Annotated in this window: 10 protein-coding genes and 1 pseudogene; 8 read left to right on the forward strand and 3 right to left on the reverse strand. The window is 41.9% G+C overall.

Features of this window, described 5'->3' with window-relative positions:
* Positions 1-488: 488 nt before the first annotated feature.
* Positions 489-1,377 (reverse strand): annotated as a pseudogene (locus PCIT_RS16440) (ISAs1 family transposase).
* 225 nt (positions 1,378-1,602) lie between these two features.
* On the opposite strand from PCIT_RS16440, the gene PCIT_RS16445 reads away from it, so the two are divergent.
* On the forward strand, positions 1,603-3,633 hold the full coding sequence (locus PCIT_RS16445) for a methyl-accepting chemotaxis protein (RefSeq protein ID WP_040698094.1): 2,031 nt from the start codon (positions 1,603-1,605) through the stop codon (positions 3,631-3,633).
* A gap of 118 nt (positions 3,634-3,751) precedes the next feature.
* Positions 3,752-5,122, forward strand: a complete 1,371-nt coding sequence (gene hemN / locus PCIT_RS16450; protein ID WP_040698095.1) for an oxygen-independent coproporphyrinogen III oxidase — start codon at positions 3,752-3,754, stop codon at positions 5,120-5,122.
* Between the two features lie 56 nt (positions 5,123-5,178).
* Here the strand turns inward: hemN and PCIT_RS16455 are convergent, their stop codons facing one another.
* Entirely contained in the window at positions 5,179-6,804 is a 1,626-nt protein-coding gene (locus PCIT_RS16455) for a cyclic peptide export ABC transporter (protein ID WP_010365460.1), read from the reverse strand.
* 122 nt (positions 6,805-6,926) lie between these two features.
* On the opposite strand from PCIT_RS16455, the gene fhuF reads away from it, so the two are divergent.
* The 6 genes from fhuF (at position 6,927) to PCIT_RS16485 (ending at position 13,549) form a co-directional block, all read left to right on the forward strand.
* Positions 6,927-7,649 carry a siderophore-iron reductase FhuF gene (gene fhuF, locus PCIT_RS16460; RefSeq protein ID WP_010365461.1) on the forward strand — a complete coding sequence of 241 codons (723 nt, stop codon included), beginning with the start codon at positions 6,927-6,929 and terminating at the stop codon, positions 7,647-7,649.
* A 109-nt stretch (positions 7,650-7,758) separates the two neighbouring features.
* The gene (locus PCIT_RS16465) at positions 7,759-8,979 is read left to right on the forward strand and encodes an isochorismate synthase (RefSeq protein WP_010365462.1); all 1,221 of its coding nucleotides are present in this window, start codon (positions 7,759-7,761) and stop codon (positions 8,977-8,979) included.
* Positions 8,976-10,586 carry a (2,3-dihydroxybenzoyl)adenylate synthase gene (locus PCIT_RS16470; protein ID WP_010365463.1) on the forward strand — a complete coding sequence of 537 codons (1,611 nt, stop codon included), beginning with the start codon at positions 8,976-8,978 and terminating at the stop codon, positions 10,584-10,586. Before PCIT_RS16465 ends, PCIT_RS16470 begins: the two co-directional genes overlap by 4 nt.
* A gap of 8 nt (positions 10,587-10,594) precedes the next feature.
* Entirely contained in the window at positions 10,595-11,461 is an 867-nt protein-coding gene (locus PCIT_RS16475) for an isochorismatase family protein (protein ID WP_010365464.1), read from the forward strand.
* Positions 11,461-12,795: a condensation domain-containing protein gene (locus PCIT_RS16480; RefSeq protein ID WP_010365465.1), complete on the forward strand. Its 1,335-nt coding sequence runs from the start codon at positions 11,461-11,463 to the stop codon at positions 12,793-12,795. Before PCIT_RS16475 ends, PCIT_RS16480 begins: the two co-directional genes overlap by 1 nt.
* A complete protein-coding gene (locus PCIT_RS16485) occupies positions 12,785-13,549 on the forward strand; it encodes a 2,3-dihydro-2,3-dihydroxybenzoate dehydrogenase (RefSeq protein ID WP_010365466.1) in 765 nt (254 codons plus the stop codon). The genes PCIT_RS16480 and PCIT_RS16485 overlap by 11 nt, the downstream gene beginning before the upstream one ends.
* A 76-nt stretch (positions 13,550-13,625) precedes the next feature.
* On the opposite strand, the gene PCIT_RS16490 is transcribed toward PCIT_RS16485, so the two are convergent.
* Positions 13,626-15,722, reverse strand: coding sequence for a TonB-dependent siderophore receptor (locus PCIT_RS16490; RefSeq protein ID WP_010365467.1), 2,097 nt, complete (start codon positions 15,720-15,722; stop codon positions 13,626-13,628).
* Positions 15,723-15,794 lie beyond the last annotated feature (72 nt).

The following is a 15,794-nucleotide window of genomic DNA, read 5'->3' on the forward strand; positions in this document are numbered from 1 at the left end:
CAGGGCGGGAACGAACTTTAAATTGACGAGTATTGGTGTTTTATGATTAGATTGAGCATGGCAATTTTGAGCTCACTACAATGAGCATTATTACACATTTAGAGTGGATTGAAGATCCTAGAACCGATGTTAATATCAAACATACTCTTGTCTACGTCTTGCTTTTAACTTTAAACGCAGTGCTCAGTGGCGCTGACGGTTAGAAGTCAATTCAAGAGTTTTTTGAGCTGCAATTTGATTGACTAAAGCTGCATCGTTCCTTTGAGCATAGTATTCCAAAACGTCACTGCATTGCTAACATAATCTGCACCTTAGATACCGACGCTTTTCTCAAAGCACTATTAGATTAACTCTCATCGTGAAAAAAAACCACACATTGTAATTGATGAAAAATACTTCGAGGTTGTTGGAAAGACAATGTGTTTAACGTGCTCAATGTGATCAGTGTATTTGACGTTGATAACAACCTAACTTTGTATCAACAAGCCTCACAAAATAAAGCCCAAGAAGCAAGGCAACCGCATAAATGTTTTAAAAACCGTCAGTAGTACTTTTTCTGCATAATCAGTATTGAGTGCAGCTTTAAATCGTTTAGCTTTAATGCCCTTTTTACATGCCTGTTCCTTACGCAACATAGTGAGCGTAATATGGCGAACCGCCGTCATGTTTCCCGCGGTATTACCTCTTCGAATACGACTATCATCTTCCCTAAAGCTCACATCAAGAACCCAATGTATTTCGTTTTCCACGCTCCAATGGAAGCGGATAGACTTCGGGAGCACCTTATCATTTTTTTAATGATAAGGTGCTATTGCTTTTTGGCAGCCCATTGCATCAATGGTGACCACCGCTCCTTTTATATCTAACTTTGAGGGTAAATCAGGAACTGCGGTTATCTCATTCGATTTATCGGATGTCTTTATTTGACCTAATACCACACGGTTTTCCGCTGCAAAAGCACTTACCATATGGATCGCAGCCTGTTTTGAACGTTTATCAAAACTGCGTCGCACGGTTTTGCCATTAATAGCAATAATTTCACCTAAGCTCGACACTTCGGCTGACTTCATCCATTGGATAAAACAATCTTAAAATTGCTCCAGCTCTATGGCCGATATAACGCGAGCTATGGTGTCGTGAACCAGAATACCGAAGTGAAAATAACCATACTTCATTTAGCAAAGCCAGTTTGCTTTTGCCGACTTCATCAATGGCTTCCCAACCATCGGCTCCACATATGACACCAACAATTACGGTGAGAATGACATCAAATAGTGGGTAGTGAACCTTATACTGCTTTCTATTGTCGAGAATGACGGAAAAATGTTCTTCTAATTTTTGATAACATGGAAATACTCTAACTGACTTATTGAGTATTTGATCACAAATCGCGCCTTAATGAAACCTCATGATCTCACCCTGCCCGCCACAGGATGTTTTTTATATTTAAATCTTCACTCCATTATCTATCACACTTACTTTCACAATAAATACTGACATATCATCCGCGCTATTATTTGTTATCTGTGCCTAAAAAGTGGTAAAGCGCGCGGAGTTATGGTTTGATTAAGCTTTGCTCAATCCTAATAAAAAGAATATGTCATGCTTGAAAACTTATCTTTGAGGAAGAAGATCCTCTTGCTTATCGGCGGCACCATCTCCGTTTTACTTATCATCGCCTCAAGTTACTTTGTTAACCATATCGCTTCTTTATCACGCAATAGTATTGAACGAGAGGCCCAAAGCCATCTGTATTCAGAAAAGCTCTCTATGGAGGCGTTTTTTGCGCAGTATGGGAAATTGGTCACCACCTTTGCTAATAACACCAGCTTGGTAAATTTCTTCAGCCAATATGACCAAAGAGAAAGTGAGCTTGAAACTCAACCTGGTTACCTTGAGGTCAATAAAGACTTCGTAAATCTGACATTAAACGATGACAATATTTTATCAACCTTCTTTGCCTCCGCCATCACTGGAGAATATTTTAAAGAAAACGAGCGGACCTCTCGCTTTTCAGACGGCCGCGAGTATTACGCTTATAAGCGTGGTTGGTGGCCAGAGGCGATGAAAATGGGTGGACTACATGTTAGTCCTGTTTCTGTGGATGCCAACACGGGTGATGTATCTGCGGTGATCAAAGAACCAATTTATAATGACCAACGAAAATTAATTGGTATTGCAGGTATTGATTTACAAATGGCCAACGTCAATGCCTTAGTAGAAGATATCCGATTTAATAACCAAGGGTATGGTTTTTTATTAGACAGTGACTTAAAAGTAGTTCATTTATCGGAGCAGACTGGGCATAACTTATCTATTACCGATGAAGGCCCGAATGGTAAAGAAGGGCTTGATGGTTTAGAAAGTCAATTCAGCAACACCTCAGGATTTAAAGCACTTAACAGCGCAATAAAAAGTAATACAGCAGGCACAGCGTATGTCACATTTAAGGGAAATGAATACTACGTAATTTTTAATAGTGTGCAATTAGATAGCCCCATTCTTGATTGGCATGTTGGGATCATGATCCCGGTGAGCCTTATTGAAGCCCCCGTCGAAGAGGCGGTGATGACCACCACCATTTCGGTCATTGTGATAATCTTCATCATTGTTTTAATGATTTTGTGGGCGACTCAACTTATTACTAAACCCATCACTACTTTAACTGAAACGATGCGCGAGATAGCCTCAGGAGATGGTGACTTAACACGTCGCATCAATATCACCAGTAAAGATGAAGTGGGCCAATTAGCTGAGCATATGAACACCTTCATTGATAAATTGCGTGCGATGATGCTAGACACCGCAGCACAAGCATCACAGCTGGGCAATGCCTCAGAACAACTCAGTGCGGTTTCATCTAGTACCAATCATGAAATTCAACAAGAAAAAGAACAAGTCGATAGTGTGAGTGCAGCCGTGACCCAAATGGCCGCCACCGTCACTGAAATATCACGTAATGCGCAAGAAACGAACCAAGCGGCAGAGCTTGTGCAACGTATGACCAATGACGGCACTACCCGCTCAACACAAGCACAAGCTGATATGACTAACCTTGCCAGCCACATTGGTGAAGCGGCAAAGGTTGTGGCCGGGCTTGAGCAAGAAACCAGTAATATCGGTGCCGTTATCGATGTGATCAATAGCATTGCAGAGCAAACTAACCTGCTAGCACTTAATGCGGCAATTGAAGCAGCGAGAGCCGGTGAACAAGGTCGTGGATTTGCGGTAGTTGCAGACGAAGTTCGCTCTTTGGCAAGTCGTACGCAGGAGTCAACCGACGATATTCAAAAAATGATTTCAAAGTTACAGCAAATAGCCCAGCAAGCATCTACGATGATGCAGCAGGGTCAACAACAAGCTGAAGGGTCTGTATCACAAACTCAAGGTGTACTAGACTCATTGCAAGATATTGCTGGATCAGTCACGACCGTACAAGATCAAAGCCATCAAATTGCCACCTCGACAGAGCAGCAAACCGTCGTTGCTGAAGATATCAACAGTAGCTTAAGTGCCATCAATGATTTAGTAAATAGTACCGCCCATCATGCTCACACGTTAGCTGATGAAGCAAAAGATTTGAATGATTTGGCACGTGCATTAAACAGCACTGTAAATCAATTTAAGCTCTGATATTAGCCTTCACTCTTCAACACATGCCAATTTTGGCATGTGTTGATTTGCGTTAGATCAACACGCAGCATCCGCTTCCCTTTTACACTATACATTTATCGTAATAGTGAGAGTCGTCGTGATGAGCTTACCAACCTGGGATGATACCCTGATCAGCAAATATAATGTATCAGGGCCAAGATATACCTCTTACCCTACTGCGTTATCGTTAAAGAGTGGATACCAACCAAGCGATTTGGCCGCTGCAATTGAGCACTCAACCAGCCGTTCACTGTCGCTATATATTCATATCCCCTTTTGCCACCAACTCTGTTACTACTGTGGTTGTAATAAAATCGTCACCCGCCATCAATCAAAAGCCGATGTCTATCTAGATCACTTAGAAAAAGAAGTTCAATCGCAAGCCCCCCTTTTTAAAGCGTATAAAATAGAGCAACTGCATCTTGGGGGGGGAACACCGACATTTTTAACTGCTATACAAATGACACGGCTGATCTCGATATTAGAACAACATTTTAACTTTCAAGAAGACGCTCAGCGCGGTATTGAGATAGACCCGCGTTCTTTACCCGATAACATGCTAACGACGTTGCACAGGCTTAAATTCAACAGAGTCTCTTTTGGTATTCAAGACTTTAATGACAAAGTACAAACAGCGGTTAATCGTCCGCAACATATGGATGATGTGATCGCCTTAGTGCGTCAAGCGCGTGAGCTAGGGTTCAAATCAATTAATACCGATATGATCTATGGCTTACCTCACCAAACTCCAGACAGCTTTGCTAAGAGTATTAAACAGCTTATTGCTCTCAGTCCTGATCGCGTGTCTGTTTTTAATTACGCACATTTACCCGAACGATTTGCCGCACAGCGTAAACTCAATGAATCAGACATGCCAACCCCCCAACAAAAGTTAGACATGTTTAAAAATACGCTGTTGCAAATGACTGAAGCAGAGTATCAATTCATTGGTATGGATCATTTTGCCAAACAAACCGATGAACTCGCCATCGCTCAGCGAGAAGGCAAATTACATCGAAATTTTCAGGGTTACACAACACATGGGGAATGTGATTTACTCGGCTTGGGGGTGTCGTCTATTTCACAAATAGGTAATGCCGTATTACAAAACCATAAGGAACTAAAAAGGTATTATCAGGCGGTCTCTGAAGCAGGCTGTGCACTGACCAAAGGCATGACACTCAATACAGATGATGTACTCAGAGCCGATATTATCAAACAGCTTATTTGCCATTTTTCGTTGAACATTACAGACATTGAAACGACCCACTCAATTCATTTTTTTGAGTATTTCGATCGGGAGCTCAAAAGCTTACAACCCTTAATTGATGATGGGTTAGTAATACTGTCTAGATCTCAGATTATCATTACCAATAAAGGTAACTTGTTCATTCGCATTATCTGTATGTGCTTTGATGTTTATTTACAAAACCAACTACAAAACACCCGTTTTTCTCGTGTGATTTAAAAGTGAAGAAAAAAGCCCGTGTAAATTACACGGGCTTTTTGTTGTATTACTTACTATTAAGCAATACTTTGCGTGTTCTTCATCACAGATGGTTCTGTTAATTTACCATTTTCCATCTTCAACAACCTGTCAGCCAAGTGGAAGTACTTGTCATCATGGGTGATCACCAATACGGTTTTTCCTCTTGCAGAAAGCTCAGGTAAGAGCTCCGTATAGAATACATCTTTGAATAACGGATCTTGGTCGGCCGCCCACTCATCAAACAAATAAAAGTCTCTATCTTCTAAATACGCTACCACTAACGCTAAACGCTTTCGCTGCCCTTGAGACAAGCTTTGCGTCGTAAAGGCACCATCTTTGATCGCCACTTTATGATGTAGGTTTAGCTTTTTGATTAAGCCATTGCCTTTTTCCTCTAATGCCTGATTACCTATACCCAATAAGCGGTCAAATAGATAAAAATCGGTAAAGACGGTGCTGAACAACTGACGATAATTGTCTAAGCTCTGCGCTTCAATAATCGTATTATCGACAATGATATTGCCATCGTTGGCACCATACAATCCACTCAAGACTTTAGCAAAAGTCGTTTTTCCACTGCCATTCCCCCCCACTAAATACACCAACTCACCAGCATTTAGAGTCAAATTAATAGGAGAAAGTGCAAATACCTCATCGCTTTGCTCATGATAATAACTATGACTTAAATTTTTCACATGCAATTGCTTAAAACCAGTTAAGTCATGTGTGGTATTTTGCTCTATTTGATCTAAATCGTCTTGAAGTTCACCAATTGTATTGGCCGATGCTTTTGCGGCATAAGCGCCAGGAATAGCTTCGAGCATCACTTCTAATGGCGTTAGCATATACAAAAACAATAATGCAAAGCCTGACATCACCTTAGCGCTGTCATTATCAACCCCAGATAAATAGTAAAGAGCCCCACCGATAAATGCGAAGATAGAAAAACCGCCCCATGAGCCTGCAACATGATAAATATTAGCACCGGCTAAACGGCGCTGCTTTAGTAACTCTATCGCCTCACCAAGCACATCGTGAATAAATACATGGCGCTTATTCCTATTGAGCTTAAGTTCCTTTGCACCTTCAACGATCGCGTCAAAGTGCACAAATAATTTATCTTGTAGATCTGCCGCTTCAGAGACTTTCTTAAATGCAGTGGCATTTGCAAAACTGTAACCTGCCGAGCCTAGAAACAGAGTGAGCAATGCAAACAAGAACACTTGCCAATCTAACCATGCCATATAGCCTAAACTGCCAATGACGATCATCGCGTTAGTTAAAATCTTGGGCAAGCTTTGAAAGAATGATGCCACTTTCAAGCTATGCTCGGTCAAACAAGACTTTATTTTCGCTCCGCCATGACGCTCCATACTTTCTAGCTTTGCTGTTATAACATGCTCCGCCACTTGTGACCTTATAACCGCCTGACTTTGCTCACTTAATTGTTCCGCTAAAAGTTTAGAGAACAGCTGTAAACATACGCCCGAAACCGCAAGGATTGCAAAATAAATAAACTTTTGATTTAACTGATCGCTCTCACTATTAATAATCTCATTAATCAGTGCAACCAGTGAAACACTGATCAAACCAAACAGTACACTGCTGATCGCAGTAGCAATAAAGCGCCACCAGGTTTTTTTTATTAAATGCCCTAACACAATTAGCCCTAATCAAGTTCAATTAGATACAAGACGAGGATCCAGTAAAAAAATTCATAATCAAATCGTCTTTGTTTTATTAAGTTTATAACTTCTATTGTCCCAAGGCCTTGCATCACCCTATGTTACCTATTTTATCCCCCTACTTTAGTGGGCAGTTTGCCAGTTATGGTCAAGGTGTTGGATTAATAACCAATACACATTCACACTCGCTACACACGCAAATGGCCAATGGCATCTTACTCGCAGATATAGATAATTTCGCACAGCAAAACAAACTGACCAAACCAAAAAGCCAAGCCTCTGTATGGCATATGCATTACACGCTACAAATACTACCTAGTATCATAGTGGCACACAGCATTTTGCAACGGTCACTCCCTGTGTCGTTAAAAGATGTGTCATGGCAGAGTGCCCAGCAGCAATTATTATTAGCTAACCAAGGACAGCAACACGCTAGCCCCAGCCCTGAAGATCGCTATCATGCTCTGCTCTTTCAACACTTAACGCCGCTTCATAAATGGCTGAGTGAACATTATGCTATTTCCGAACGGGTGCTTTGGAGCAACTGTGCTTTTAGAATTAATCAGTTTTTTTCTGCCATCATGCAAGTAGTCGGTAAAACATCATCTTTAAAACACGATCGCAACACCTTGCTGGTGCATCAAACACTACAAGGTCGCGTGAACCCGCTTTTCAACAAACCACTTATCATTACCCATAGCGGTCAAAGCTACCCTATTCGCAACCAATGCTGCTTATTACATGAAGTACCACATAGGGCGTACTGCTCAGACTGCCCGAAATTACCTGAACATATCGCCCATTACAGTGCAAATCGTTAGTAAGCGACTAAATCTTTTGCAGTGACCCTCGTCTTGGAAAAATAATATTTGCAACTGGCAATTATAAAAGAGCCAGTAAAGCGGTACTAGCACGTGAAGGTAGCCCATTATGTATATGAAACATGCTTTTGATATAGCAGAGCCAAACAAATCATTAAACTTCCAAAGTAATCGCGATTGCTTATTTATGTCAGGTGATCAATGTATTGTTACTCATGGCATCAAAAAGCGATTTTCTTCATCTATTGACTGTACCGATGAGTTAGTAAGTACAGTAAAAACCGAGCTCTCCGAACACCCTGATAATACAATTGCTTTTGGTGTTTTGCCTTTTTGTAAAACACAAAAAGCACACTTTGTGATCCCAAATAAAACTACTTACTGGGAAAAGCCAGCGATTAGTAGTTGGTTAAGTGCAGAGCTAAGTGCATTAAATACTAAAGAAAACACCACTAAATCTATTCAGTACCTGCAAAACCAAGCGCAATTTCAATCATCAGTAAACGCAGCCAAAACCCTATTCTTTAATAAAACACTAGAAAAGATAGTATTAAGTAAGCAAGTCGATATTGAATTCGAGCGGTCAATCCAAAAAGAACAGGTGCTATGTCAACTTTTACAGCAAAGCCGTAGTGGCTATCACTTTTCATTTCCAGTTACTGACACTGCCACATTGATGGGCGTAAGCCCTGAGTTATTACTAGCAAAGCAAGGCTCTCAGATCATTACCAACCCACTTGCTGGTTCTACACCGCGTGCAAATAACAGTACTTTAGAGACTGAAAATAAACAGCGTTTGTTTAACTCTGCCAAAGACCGTTTTGAACACGCCGTTGTCATTGAAGATATGGAACACGTACTAAACCCATTTTGTCATAAGTTAGAGGTACCTAAAGAACCCTCTTTACTTAGCACAGCAACAATGTGGCATTTATCTACAGAGTTAAAAGGCACACTTAAAGATCAGCACACCCATATTTTAGACATTGCAAATCAACTCCACCCATCACCGGCATTATGTGGGAAACCGACTTTGCCCGCGTACTCACACATACAATCATTAGAGAAACACAGTAGAGGACTTTTCTCTGGCATTATTGGTTGGTGTGATAAGCAGGGCAATGGTGAATGGGTTGTCGTTATTCGTTGCGGCCAATTAGAAAAAAATCGTGCAAGGCTATTTGCAGGTGCAGGCATCGTTGCAGCATCAGAGCCTGTACTTGAGTGGCAAGAGACGGATGCTAAATTAAAAACCATGCTGAATGCATTAGGCTTAACGCTCAATGATATTCAGCAATTATCCAACCCTAAAGAGAACGCTGAATTATGAGCATTGAATACACCCCTTGGCCAGCCGATTTAGCGCAGCTATATCGTGATAAAGGTTATTGGCAGGACAAGCCATTAACTTGCTTACTTGATGAACAGCTCGTAACTAATAGTAATGGTATCGCACTCGCCGATGGTAAGCGCTCAATTAGTTACCAGCAATTATCACAATATAGCAGCAACTTAGCCGCTGCTTTGGCAAAAAAAGGGTTAAAGCAGCATGATACTGCACTCATTCAACTGCCCAACTGTATTGAATTTTACATTAGTTACTTTGCATTGCTTAAGCTCGGTGTCGCACCAGTATGTGCACTCTTTAATCATCAAAAAACAGAGCTACAAAGCTACTGTGAAATACTACAACCTACGCTAATAATAGCGTCTTCTATGCATGCTCTTTTTAATGATGAGCAATTCAGTAATGAATTATTTCATCGCTTTAACTGCTTAAACGAGGTGATAGTTGACCACCACAAAGGCAATAGTGAATTAAAAAAAGCCTACTTATTTGATCAGCCGTTCCATGCCCCGACATTAAACCCCTGTGATGTCGCTTTTTTTCAGCTAAGTGGTGGGAGTACAGGGACACCTAAACTAATACCTCGCACTCACAATGACTATTTATACAGTGTGGTTGCCAGTGCCGATATTTGTCAACTTGATGGCGAAACGCGCTACTTATGTGCCTTACCAGCACCACATAACTTCCCTTTGAGTTCTCCTGGTGCGCTTGGCGTATTCCATGCAGGAGGAAGTGTGGTACTGGCACCAGAGCCAAGCCCAACTAGCTGCTTTTCATTAATAGAACATTACCAAGTTACCCACACAGCATTAGTGCCGCCAGCACTGCAATTATGGCTGAGTCACGCCACGCAAGCAGGGTATGATTTGAGTAGTTTAAAACTGATCCAAGTCGGTGGTGCAAAGCTGAGTGTTACAGTAGCAGAACAAGTTGAACCGACGCTAGGCTGTCAGTTGCAACAAGTATTCGGTATGGCTGAAGGTCTGGTCAATTATACCCGCCATGATGATGACATGTGGTCGGTTATCAATACCCAAGGTAAGCCAATCAGCCCAGATGATGAAATTAAAATTGTTGATGAACACGGCAACGATGTCCCACCTGGCACAGTAGGAAGGTTACTGACACGCGGACCATACACCTTCAGAGGCTACTATAAATCTCCTTTGCACAATGCAGACGCCTTTGATGATGAGGGGTTTTATAGTTCTGGCGATCTGGTTAAACAACTCCCTTCTGGCCATTTAATCGTCGAAGGCAGGGACAAAGATCAAATAAATCGCGGCGGGGAAAAAATTGCCGCTGAAGAGGTAGAAAATTTACTGCTGGGTCATAATGACATTGCCCATGTAGCAATCGTATCGATGCCAGATAGTACACTTGGCGAGAAAAGCTGCGCATTTATCGTACTGCAAGAAAACCCAACCACCAAGCTATCCGCCTTAGTATTGCGAAAGTACTTACGCCAATTAGGTATCGCTGATTTTAAAGTCCCAGATAAATTCCAATTCGTGGCGACACTGCCATTAACAGCAGTGGGTAAAGTTAATAAGAAAGCACTACGTGCTACATTTGAACAACAATAAGATTAATTATGAGTATTCCAAAGTTAAGTCACTATCCGTTACCACGTGAAGCACAACTGCCAGACAATCGAGTTGATTGGCAAATAGATCCACAACGAGCAGCTTTACTGATCCATGATATGCAGCATTATTTCATTAATTTTTATGGTGAAAATAACCCGTTAATCGATGCCGTTATCGCTAATATTCAAGCATTAAAATCCTACTGCTACGAACAAGGCATTCCTGTTTATTACACAGCTCAACCAATTAAACAGGGCACCCAAGAGCGTGGATTACTCCGTGATATGTGGGGGGATGGCCTACAAGATCCCACACAACAACCAGTGATTGATACGTTGGCCCCAACGGACAAAGACATTGTGTTAACCAAATGGCGTTACAGTGCATTTCAAAAGTGTGATTTTGAAGAACGCTTAACAAGCGCAAAGCGTGACCAATTACTCATCGTCGGTATTTATGCACACATTGGCGTAATGACCACCGCCGTTGATGCCTTTATGCGTGATATTAAACCATTTGTCATTGCTGATGCGGTCGCTGACTTTAGTTATGATGAACATCAAATGGCGCTGAATTTCGTTGCACAGCGCTGCGGAAAAGTCGTTAATACTGCACAAGTATTAGGTGAAGAGACATTAGATTTAACCTCTCTTGACGGGCTTAAAGCGCATATTCTGCCGCTTATAGACTGTGAACCGGATGAATTTGATGAATTCGAAAGTCTGATTGACTATGGGTTAGACTCAGTACAAGTCATGAACCTCATTGCATTGTGGCAACAACAAGGTATTGAGACTAATTTCATCGAACTAGCCCAAATTCCAACCCTTTCTGCATGGGTTGAATTGCTGGAAGAACGCAAGGACGACTAATGACCCATACAATTGCAAACCCTCTGCCACTGACGACATCTCAGCATGCCATGTGGTTACTCCACACCATTAGTGGCCGAGGTGAGTTATTTAATGTTGCTGAATGTATGGTGTTCAAAGGTAAAGTTGCAGCAACGACGCTGCAACATGCTTTCAATCATGTTTGGCAAGCCAGTGATACATTAAGTTGTCGCTTTCCCCATGATGCAGATTACACACCCACGCTACAACCAACACATAACCCCCCTGTGATTGAGGTCATTCAACTTGATCATGATATTGAACACATCGCTGAATATGCTCAACAATTTATGGCTCCAAAGCTCTCTCAGTCATTTGACTTATCATCGCAGCCATTAATGCAGTTGCAACTTCTTAGAGGAGAGTCTCAAGATTATTTGATGATTTTAGCACATCATTTATTATTAGATGGCTATGGGTTTGGCCTCTTTAGCCAGGCATTAAGTCGCAGCTATAACGCACTTATGAAAAATAAAGCACTGCCAAATTTACGCTTTTCTGATCAACAAACTTTGCTTGAGGCACAGCAACAACCCGCCTATTTAGCAACGGTTGATTCAGCACGTAAGACATTAAACCAATGGCTTGATGATATAGGCGAAGTTCACAGCTTTAGCGACAGTAAAGCCGATGTCACTGCCGCAAATAAACGAACTAGTAAGCAATTTACGCGTACTCAATGGCAAACTATTCAATCAGCCGCTTCGTTAATTAATTCAAGTAGCTCAGAAATACTATTAGCTGCGATCGCGGCCGCATTAATTGCTAAAACTCAGCATTATCATGTCACACTCGGCCTTATCATGATGAACCGCCAATCAATGGCTGAGCTCTCAGCTCCTTGCGTGCAAAGCAATGTATTACCTTTGCCACTGAACATATCACCAGACATGACATTGCAAAACACCACTGCATTAGTGAACCACCAGATAAAAGAGTTAAAACAGGTGCAAAGCTACCGGGTAGAGTATTTAAAACGCGACCGACAAAAACAAGGTAAAGCACTAACCGTCTTCGGCCCAACCATTAACTTGCTGCCGTTTTCGAGCAACCCGAAATACGCTGGCATTGAAACCCATAGTCATATTCTCAGTGCGGGTACCACTGATGACATCATGCTGCAGATTCATTTGTTAGGTGATACTCCTGCGAACATTGATTTTGATGTTAATGAAGCCAGATATCAGCCAAGCCAAGTCAATGCCATCCAATCACAGGTTTTTGACGCTGCGATACGCTGGGCAAATCAGCCAACTATTGCCTTATCTGAGCTTGTACAATGTCTTATTAAGGAGCCTGAACATGTCGTTTGACACCCAATTAAAGACCGAATACCAAGACAAAGTCGTGTGGGTAACCGGTGTAGGTCAAGGAATTGGACTCAGCGCTGCGCAGCATTTCGCAAAGCTAGGGGCCAAAGTCATCGGCTTTGACAAACACTTCAGCGATACCGCTTGTTTATATAAGCCTGTGCAGTGTGATTTAGCAAAGTTAGCGGAGTTAGAAGCAACGTTAAGTGAATTGATTGCTCAAGGCTTGGCACCTTATAACTTGATTAACGTCGCAGGTGTTTTAGAGTTCGAAACCATGGAACACCTCTCTCTCGCTCAATGGATGCAATGCCAAACTATTAATAGCAGCGCCGTTTTTCTATTTATAAAAGCCTGCTATGCGCACTTTAAAACCAACCAGCAAGGCAGTATTGTCACGGTAGGTTCAAATGCAGCGAATACCCCTAGACAAAAAATGGCAGCCTATTGCGCATCCAAAGCGGCAGTAACTCAGTTGACACTCACTGCGGGATTAGAGCTTGCTAATTATGGCGTACGCTGTAACGTGATAGCCCCTGGTTCAACGCTCACACCGATGCAAACGGGCATGTGGCAAGATGAGTCTGGTGCTCACAATGTCATTGCAGGCTTTGCCCAAGAATATAAACTGGGGATCCCATTACAGAAAATTGCCACCGCTGATGAAATAGCACGCAGTATTGTTTTTATTGCGTCACAGCTTTCCTCACACACCACTATGCAAGTACTCACAATTGATGGCGGCGCGACTTTTTAAGCCTGTTTCATTCGGTTTCTCATTAACAAAAAAGGAGGCATATGCCTCCTTTTTTGGGTGTCACTCTCTAACTGTCTTAGAATCGATAATTAATCTGTGCAGAGTAGTTACGAGGCGTACTCGCCCTGCGACTAAACCATGCCACTTTACTTTCATATTCTTTATCAAACGCATTATTAATATTCGCTTTGATACTTAAGTTATCCGTTACGTCATAGCTGGCAACTAAACCAACGACCGTGTAAGACTCTAACTCTGGATAAGCAAAACCTTTACGAGGGACAAGAATAAAGCCATGTCTTTCTCCCGTCCAATTAATAAAGCCGCCGACCGTTAACCCTGCTAGCGAGCCATCAAACTCATAATCCGTATTAAACTTAGCCACTTTATCAGGCACAATTTTAGAAATACGGCCTTCATTGTTATCTGCTAAGCTCAAATTACTATACGCAATTGACGCACGCCATTGGTCATTAATATAGCCACTGATTTCAATTTCATAGCCCTTCGACTCAACACCATCAACCGCTCTATAAATACGAGCTGCTGCTGCACTTGTATCATTGATAGCAAAGTTTTCTTGGTTAATCTGAAACAATGCGACATCAATATTTAAATTGCCATCAAGCGATGAATAACGTGCACCTATCTCTTTATTTTTACCGACTGCTGGATCAAGTAAGTCACCGTTTTTATCAAATACCATTTGGAGTTCAAAAATATCGGTATAGCTGCTATACACAGAAATCGCTTCTGTTACATCATAAGTGGCGCCAATATATAGACTGGTATCACTGTTATTAACCCAATCACTAAAGATATCGCCAGCACCTGCACGTGAGTCAATATCTTTATAGTTTGCCCCCAATAGAACATTTAGCGGTTCAGCTAAACTCAGATTAGCAGCAATACGGTAGTTCTTAGACTCTTGTTCTGAATTAGTGATAGAAGGTTCAGAAAACACAGGCATTGGAATGCTTGCGCTACTGCTAGGGTCATTCGCATTTATAGTAGGAGCACTCTGCGGAAATGCACGTTTTTCAATTTCTGTAAAGCTGGCATCTGCGGCACTAAACGTCACATGGTGTTCACGATCTAAAAGCGTAAAGTTACCTGTTAGGTTCAGTTCAGCACGCTCACTTTCATTCTCGCGATCAGAGTGGTTTATGAAGGAACGATATAGCCCAGACTCAACATCTGGTAATGAATCGCCACTAAAAAATATCCCGTCTGACTCAACATCTGAGCGATGGTAACGGCCCTGAATAGACCAATCATCATTCAAAGTATATTGCAGCTCAACCATTACGTTATCTTGATTGACATCTTCATAAACCCAGCTCGGAGTATCATTGTGACTGGCATCACCATTAAATGCAGAACCATCGCTATAGCTAAATGGTAAACCACTTGAAAACTCGTCTAGTTCATCTTCTTGTTGCGACCAGAATAGTGAAGCCGAAAGGTCATCAGTTAGTTCAGCGCTGATTGTCCCGTAAATCACTTTACGTGCACTATTAACTCGGTCTTGAAAAGAATCTGCAGTTTCATAAACCGCAACCGCACGTGCTTTTACTGAACCATCATTGCTCAGCGCACCTGTCACATCACCCTCTACTCGACGCTTACCCCAAGAACCTAGCTCAGCATTTACGTAACCTGAAAAACTCTCTTGTGCGCGTTTTTGAATAAGATTAACAGTCCCTGACGGCTGGCCGACTTCCTGTAGCATACCCGTAGAGCCTCGGATCACTTCAACCGTCTCAAACATGCTGGCATCAAGCAATGAACTTTGAAAAGAGCGACCCGCAGAAACCATACCGTCAACTAAATAACGGTTCATCGCAAAGCCTCTTGCATACGTAAAACGGTCACGTCCAGAAGGCGAAGGGTCAGTATGAATTGCCGCGCTGTGCTCTAACGCCTCACCGACAGAATTTAAGTCATACAATGCGATATATTCAGCATCAATTAAAGAAATCGATTGTGGTGTATCTCCAATGGCAAGCGGTAATCCCGTTGCACCAATATTACGGTAGTGTTTGCCAAGTACTTCTATTTTTTCAAGTTCCTGTGCATCGACTTTGATTACATCATCCGCGTACGCAAACCCAGTTGTCCCAACCAAAATACCTAAACCTACCGCCTGTGCAACTTTAGAAAACTGCTTCATCCGATCCTCACAATGTTTATTAAATAAGAATTATTACCAATACTGTCGACGTGACGAATGAAAACAATAGAA

Origin of the sequence: Pseudoalteromonas citrea, assembly GCF_000238375.3 — a bacterium.
GTDB lineage: Bacteria > Pseudomonadota > Gammaproteobacteria > Enterobacterales > Alteromonadaceae > Pseudoalteromonas > Pseudoalteromonas citrea.

What these genes read in the sequence shown, in the direction of transcription:
- PCIT_RS16445 (WP_040698094.1), top strand. Translation starts at nt 1,603, where the DNA reads ATGCTTGAAAACTTATCTTTGAGGAAGAAGATCCTCTTGCTTATCGGC.
- fhuF (WP_010365461.1), top strand. Translation starts at nt 6,927, where the DNA reads ATGTTACCTATTTTATCCCCCTACTTTAGTGGGCAGTTTGCCAGTTAT.
- PCIT_RS16480 (WP_010365465.1), top strand. Translation starts at nt 11,461, where the DNA reads ATGACCCATACAATTGCAAACCCTCTGCCACTGACGACATCTCAGCAT.
- PCIT_RS16465 (WP_010365462.1), top strand. Translation starts at nt 7,759, where the DNA reads ATGTATATGAAACATGCTTTTGATATAGCAGAGCCAAACAAATCATTA.
- PCIT_RS16470 (WP_010365463.1), top strand. Translation starts at nt 8,976, where the DNA reads ATGAGCATTGAATACACCCCTTGGCCAGCCGATTTAGCGCAGCTATAT.
- PCIT_RS16475 (WP_010365464.1), top strand. Translation starts at nt 10,595, where the DNA reads ATGAGTATTCCAAAGTTAAGTCACTATCCGTTACCACGTGAAGCACAA.
- PCIT_RS16485 (WP_010365466.1), top strand. Translation starts at nt 12,785, where the DNA reads ATGTCGTTTGACACCCAATTAAAGACCGAATACCAAGACAAAGTCGTG.
- PCIT_RS16490 (WP_010365467.1), bottom strand. Translation starts at nt 15,722, where the DNA reads ATGAAGCAGTTTTCTAAAGTTGCACAGGCGGTAGGTTTAGGTATTTTG.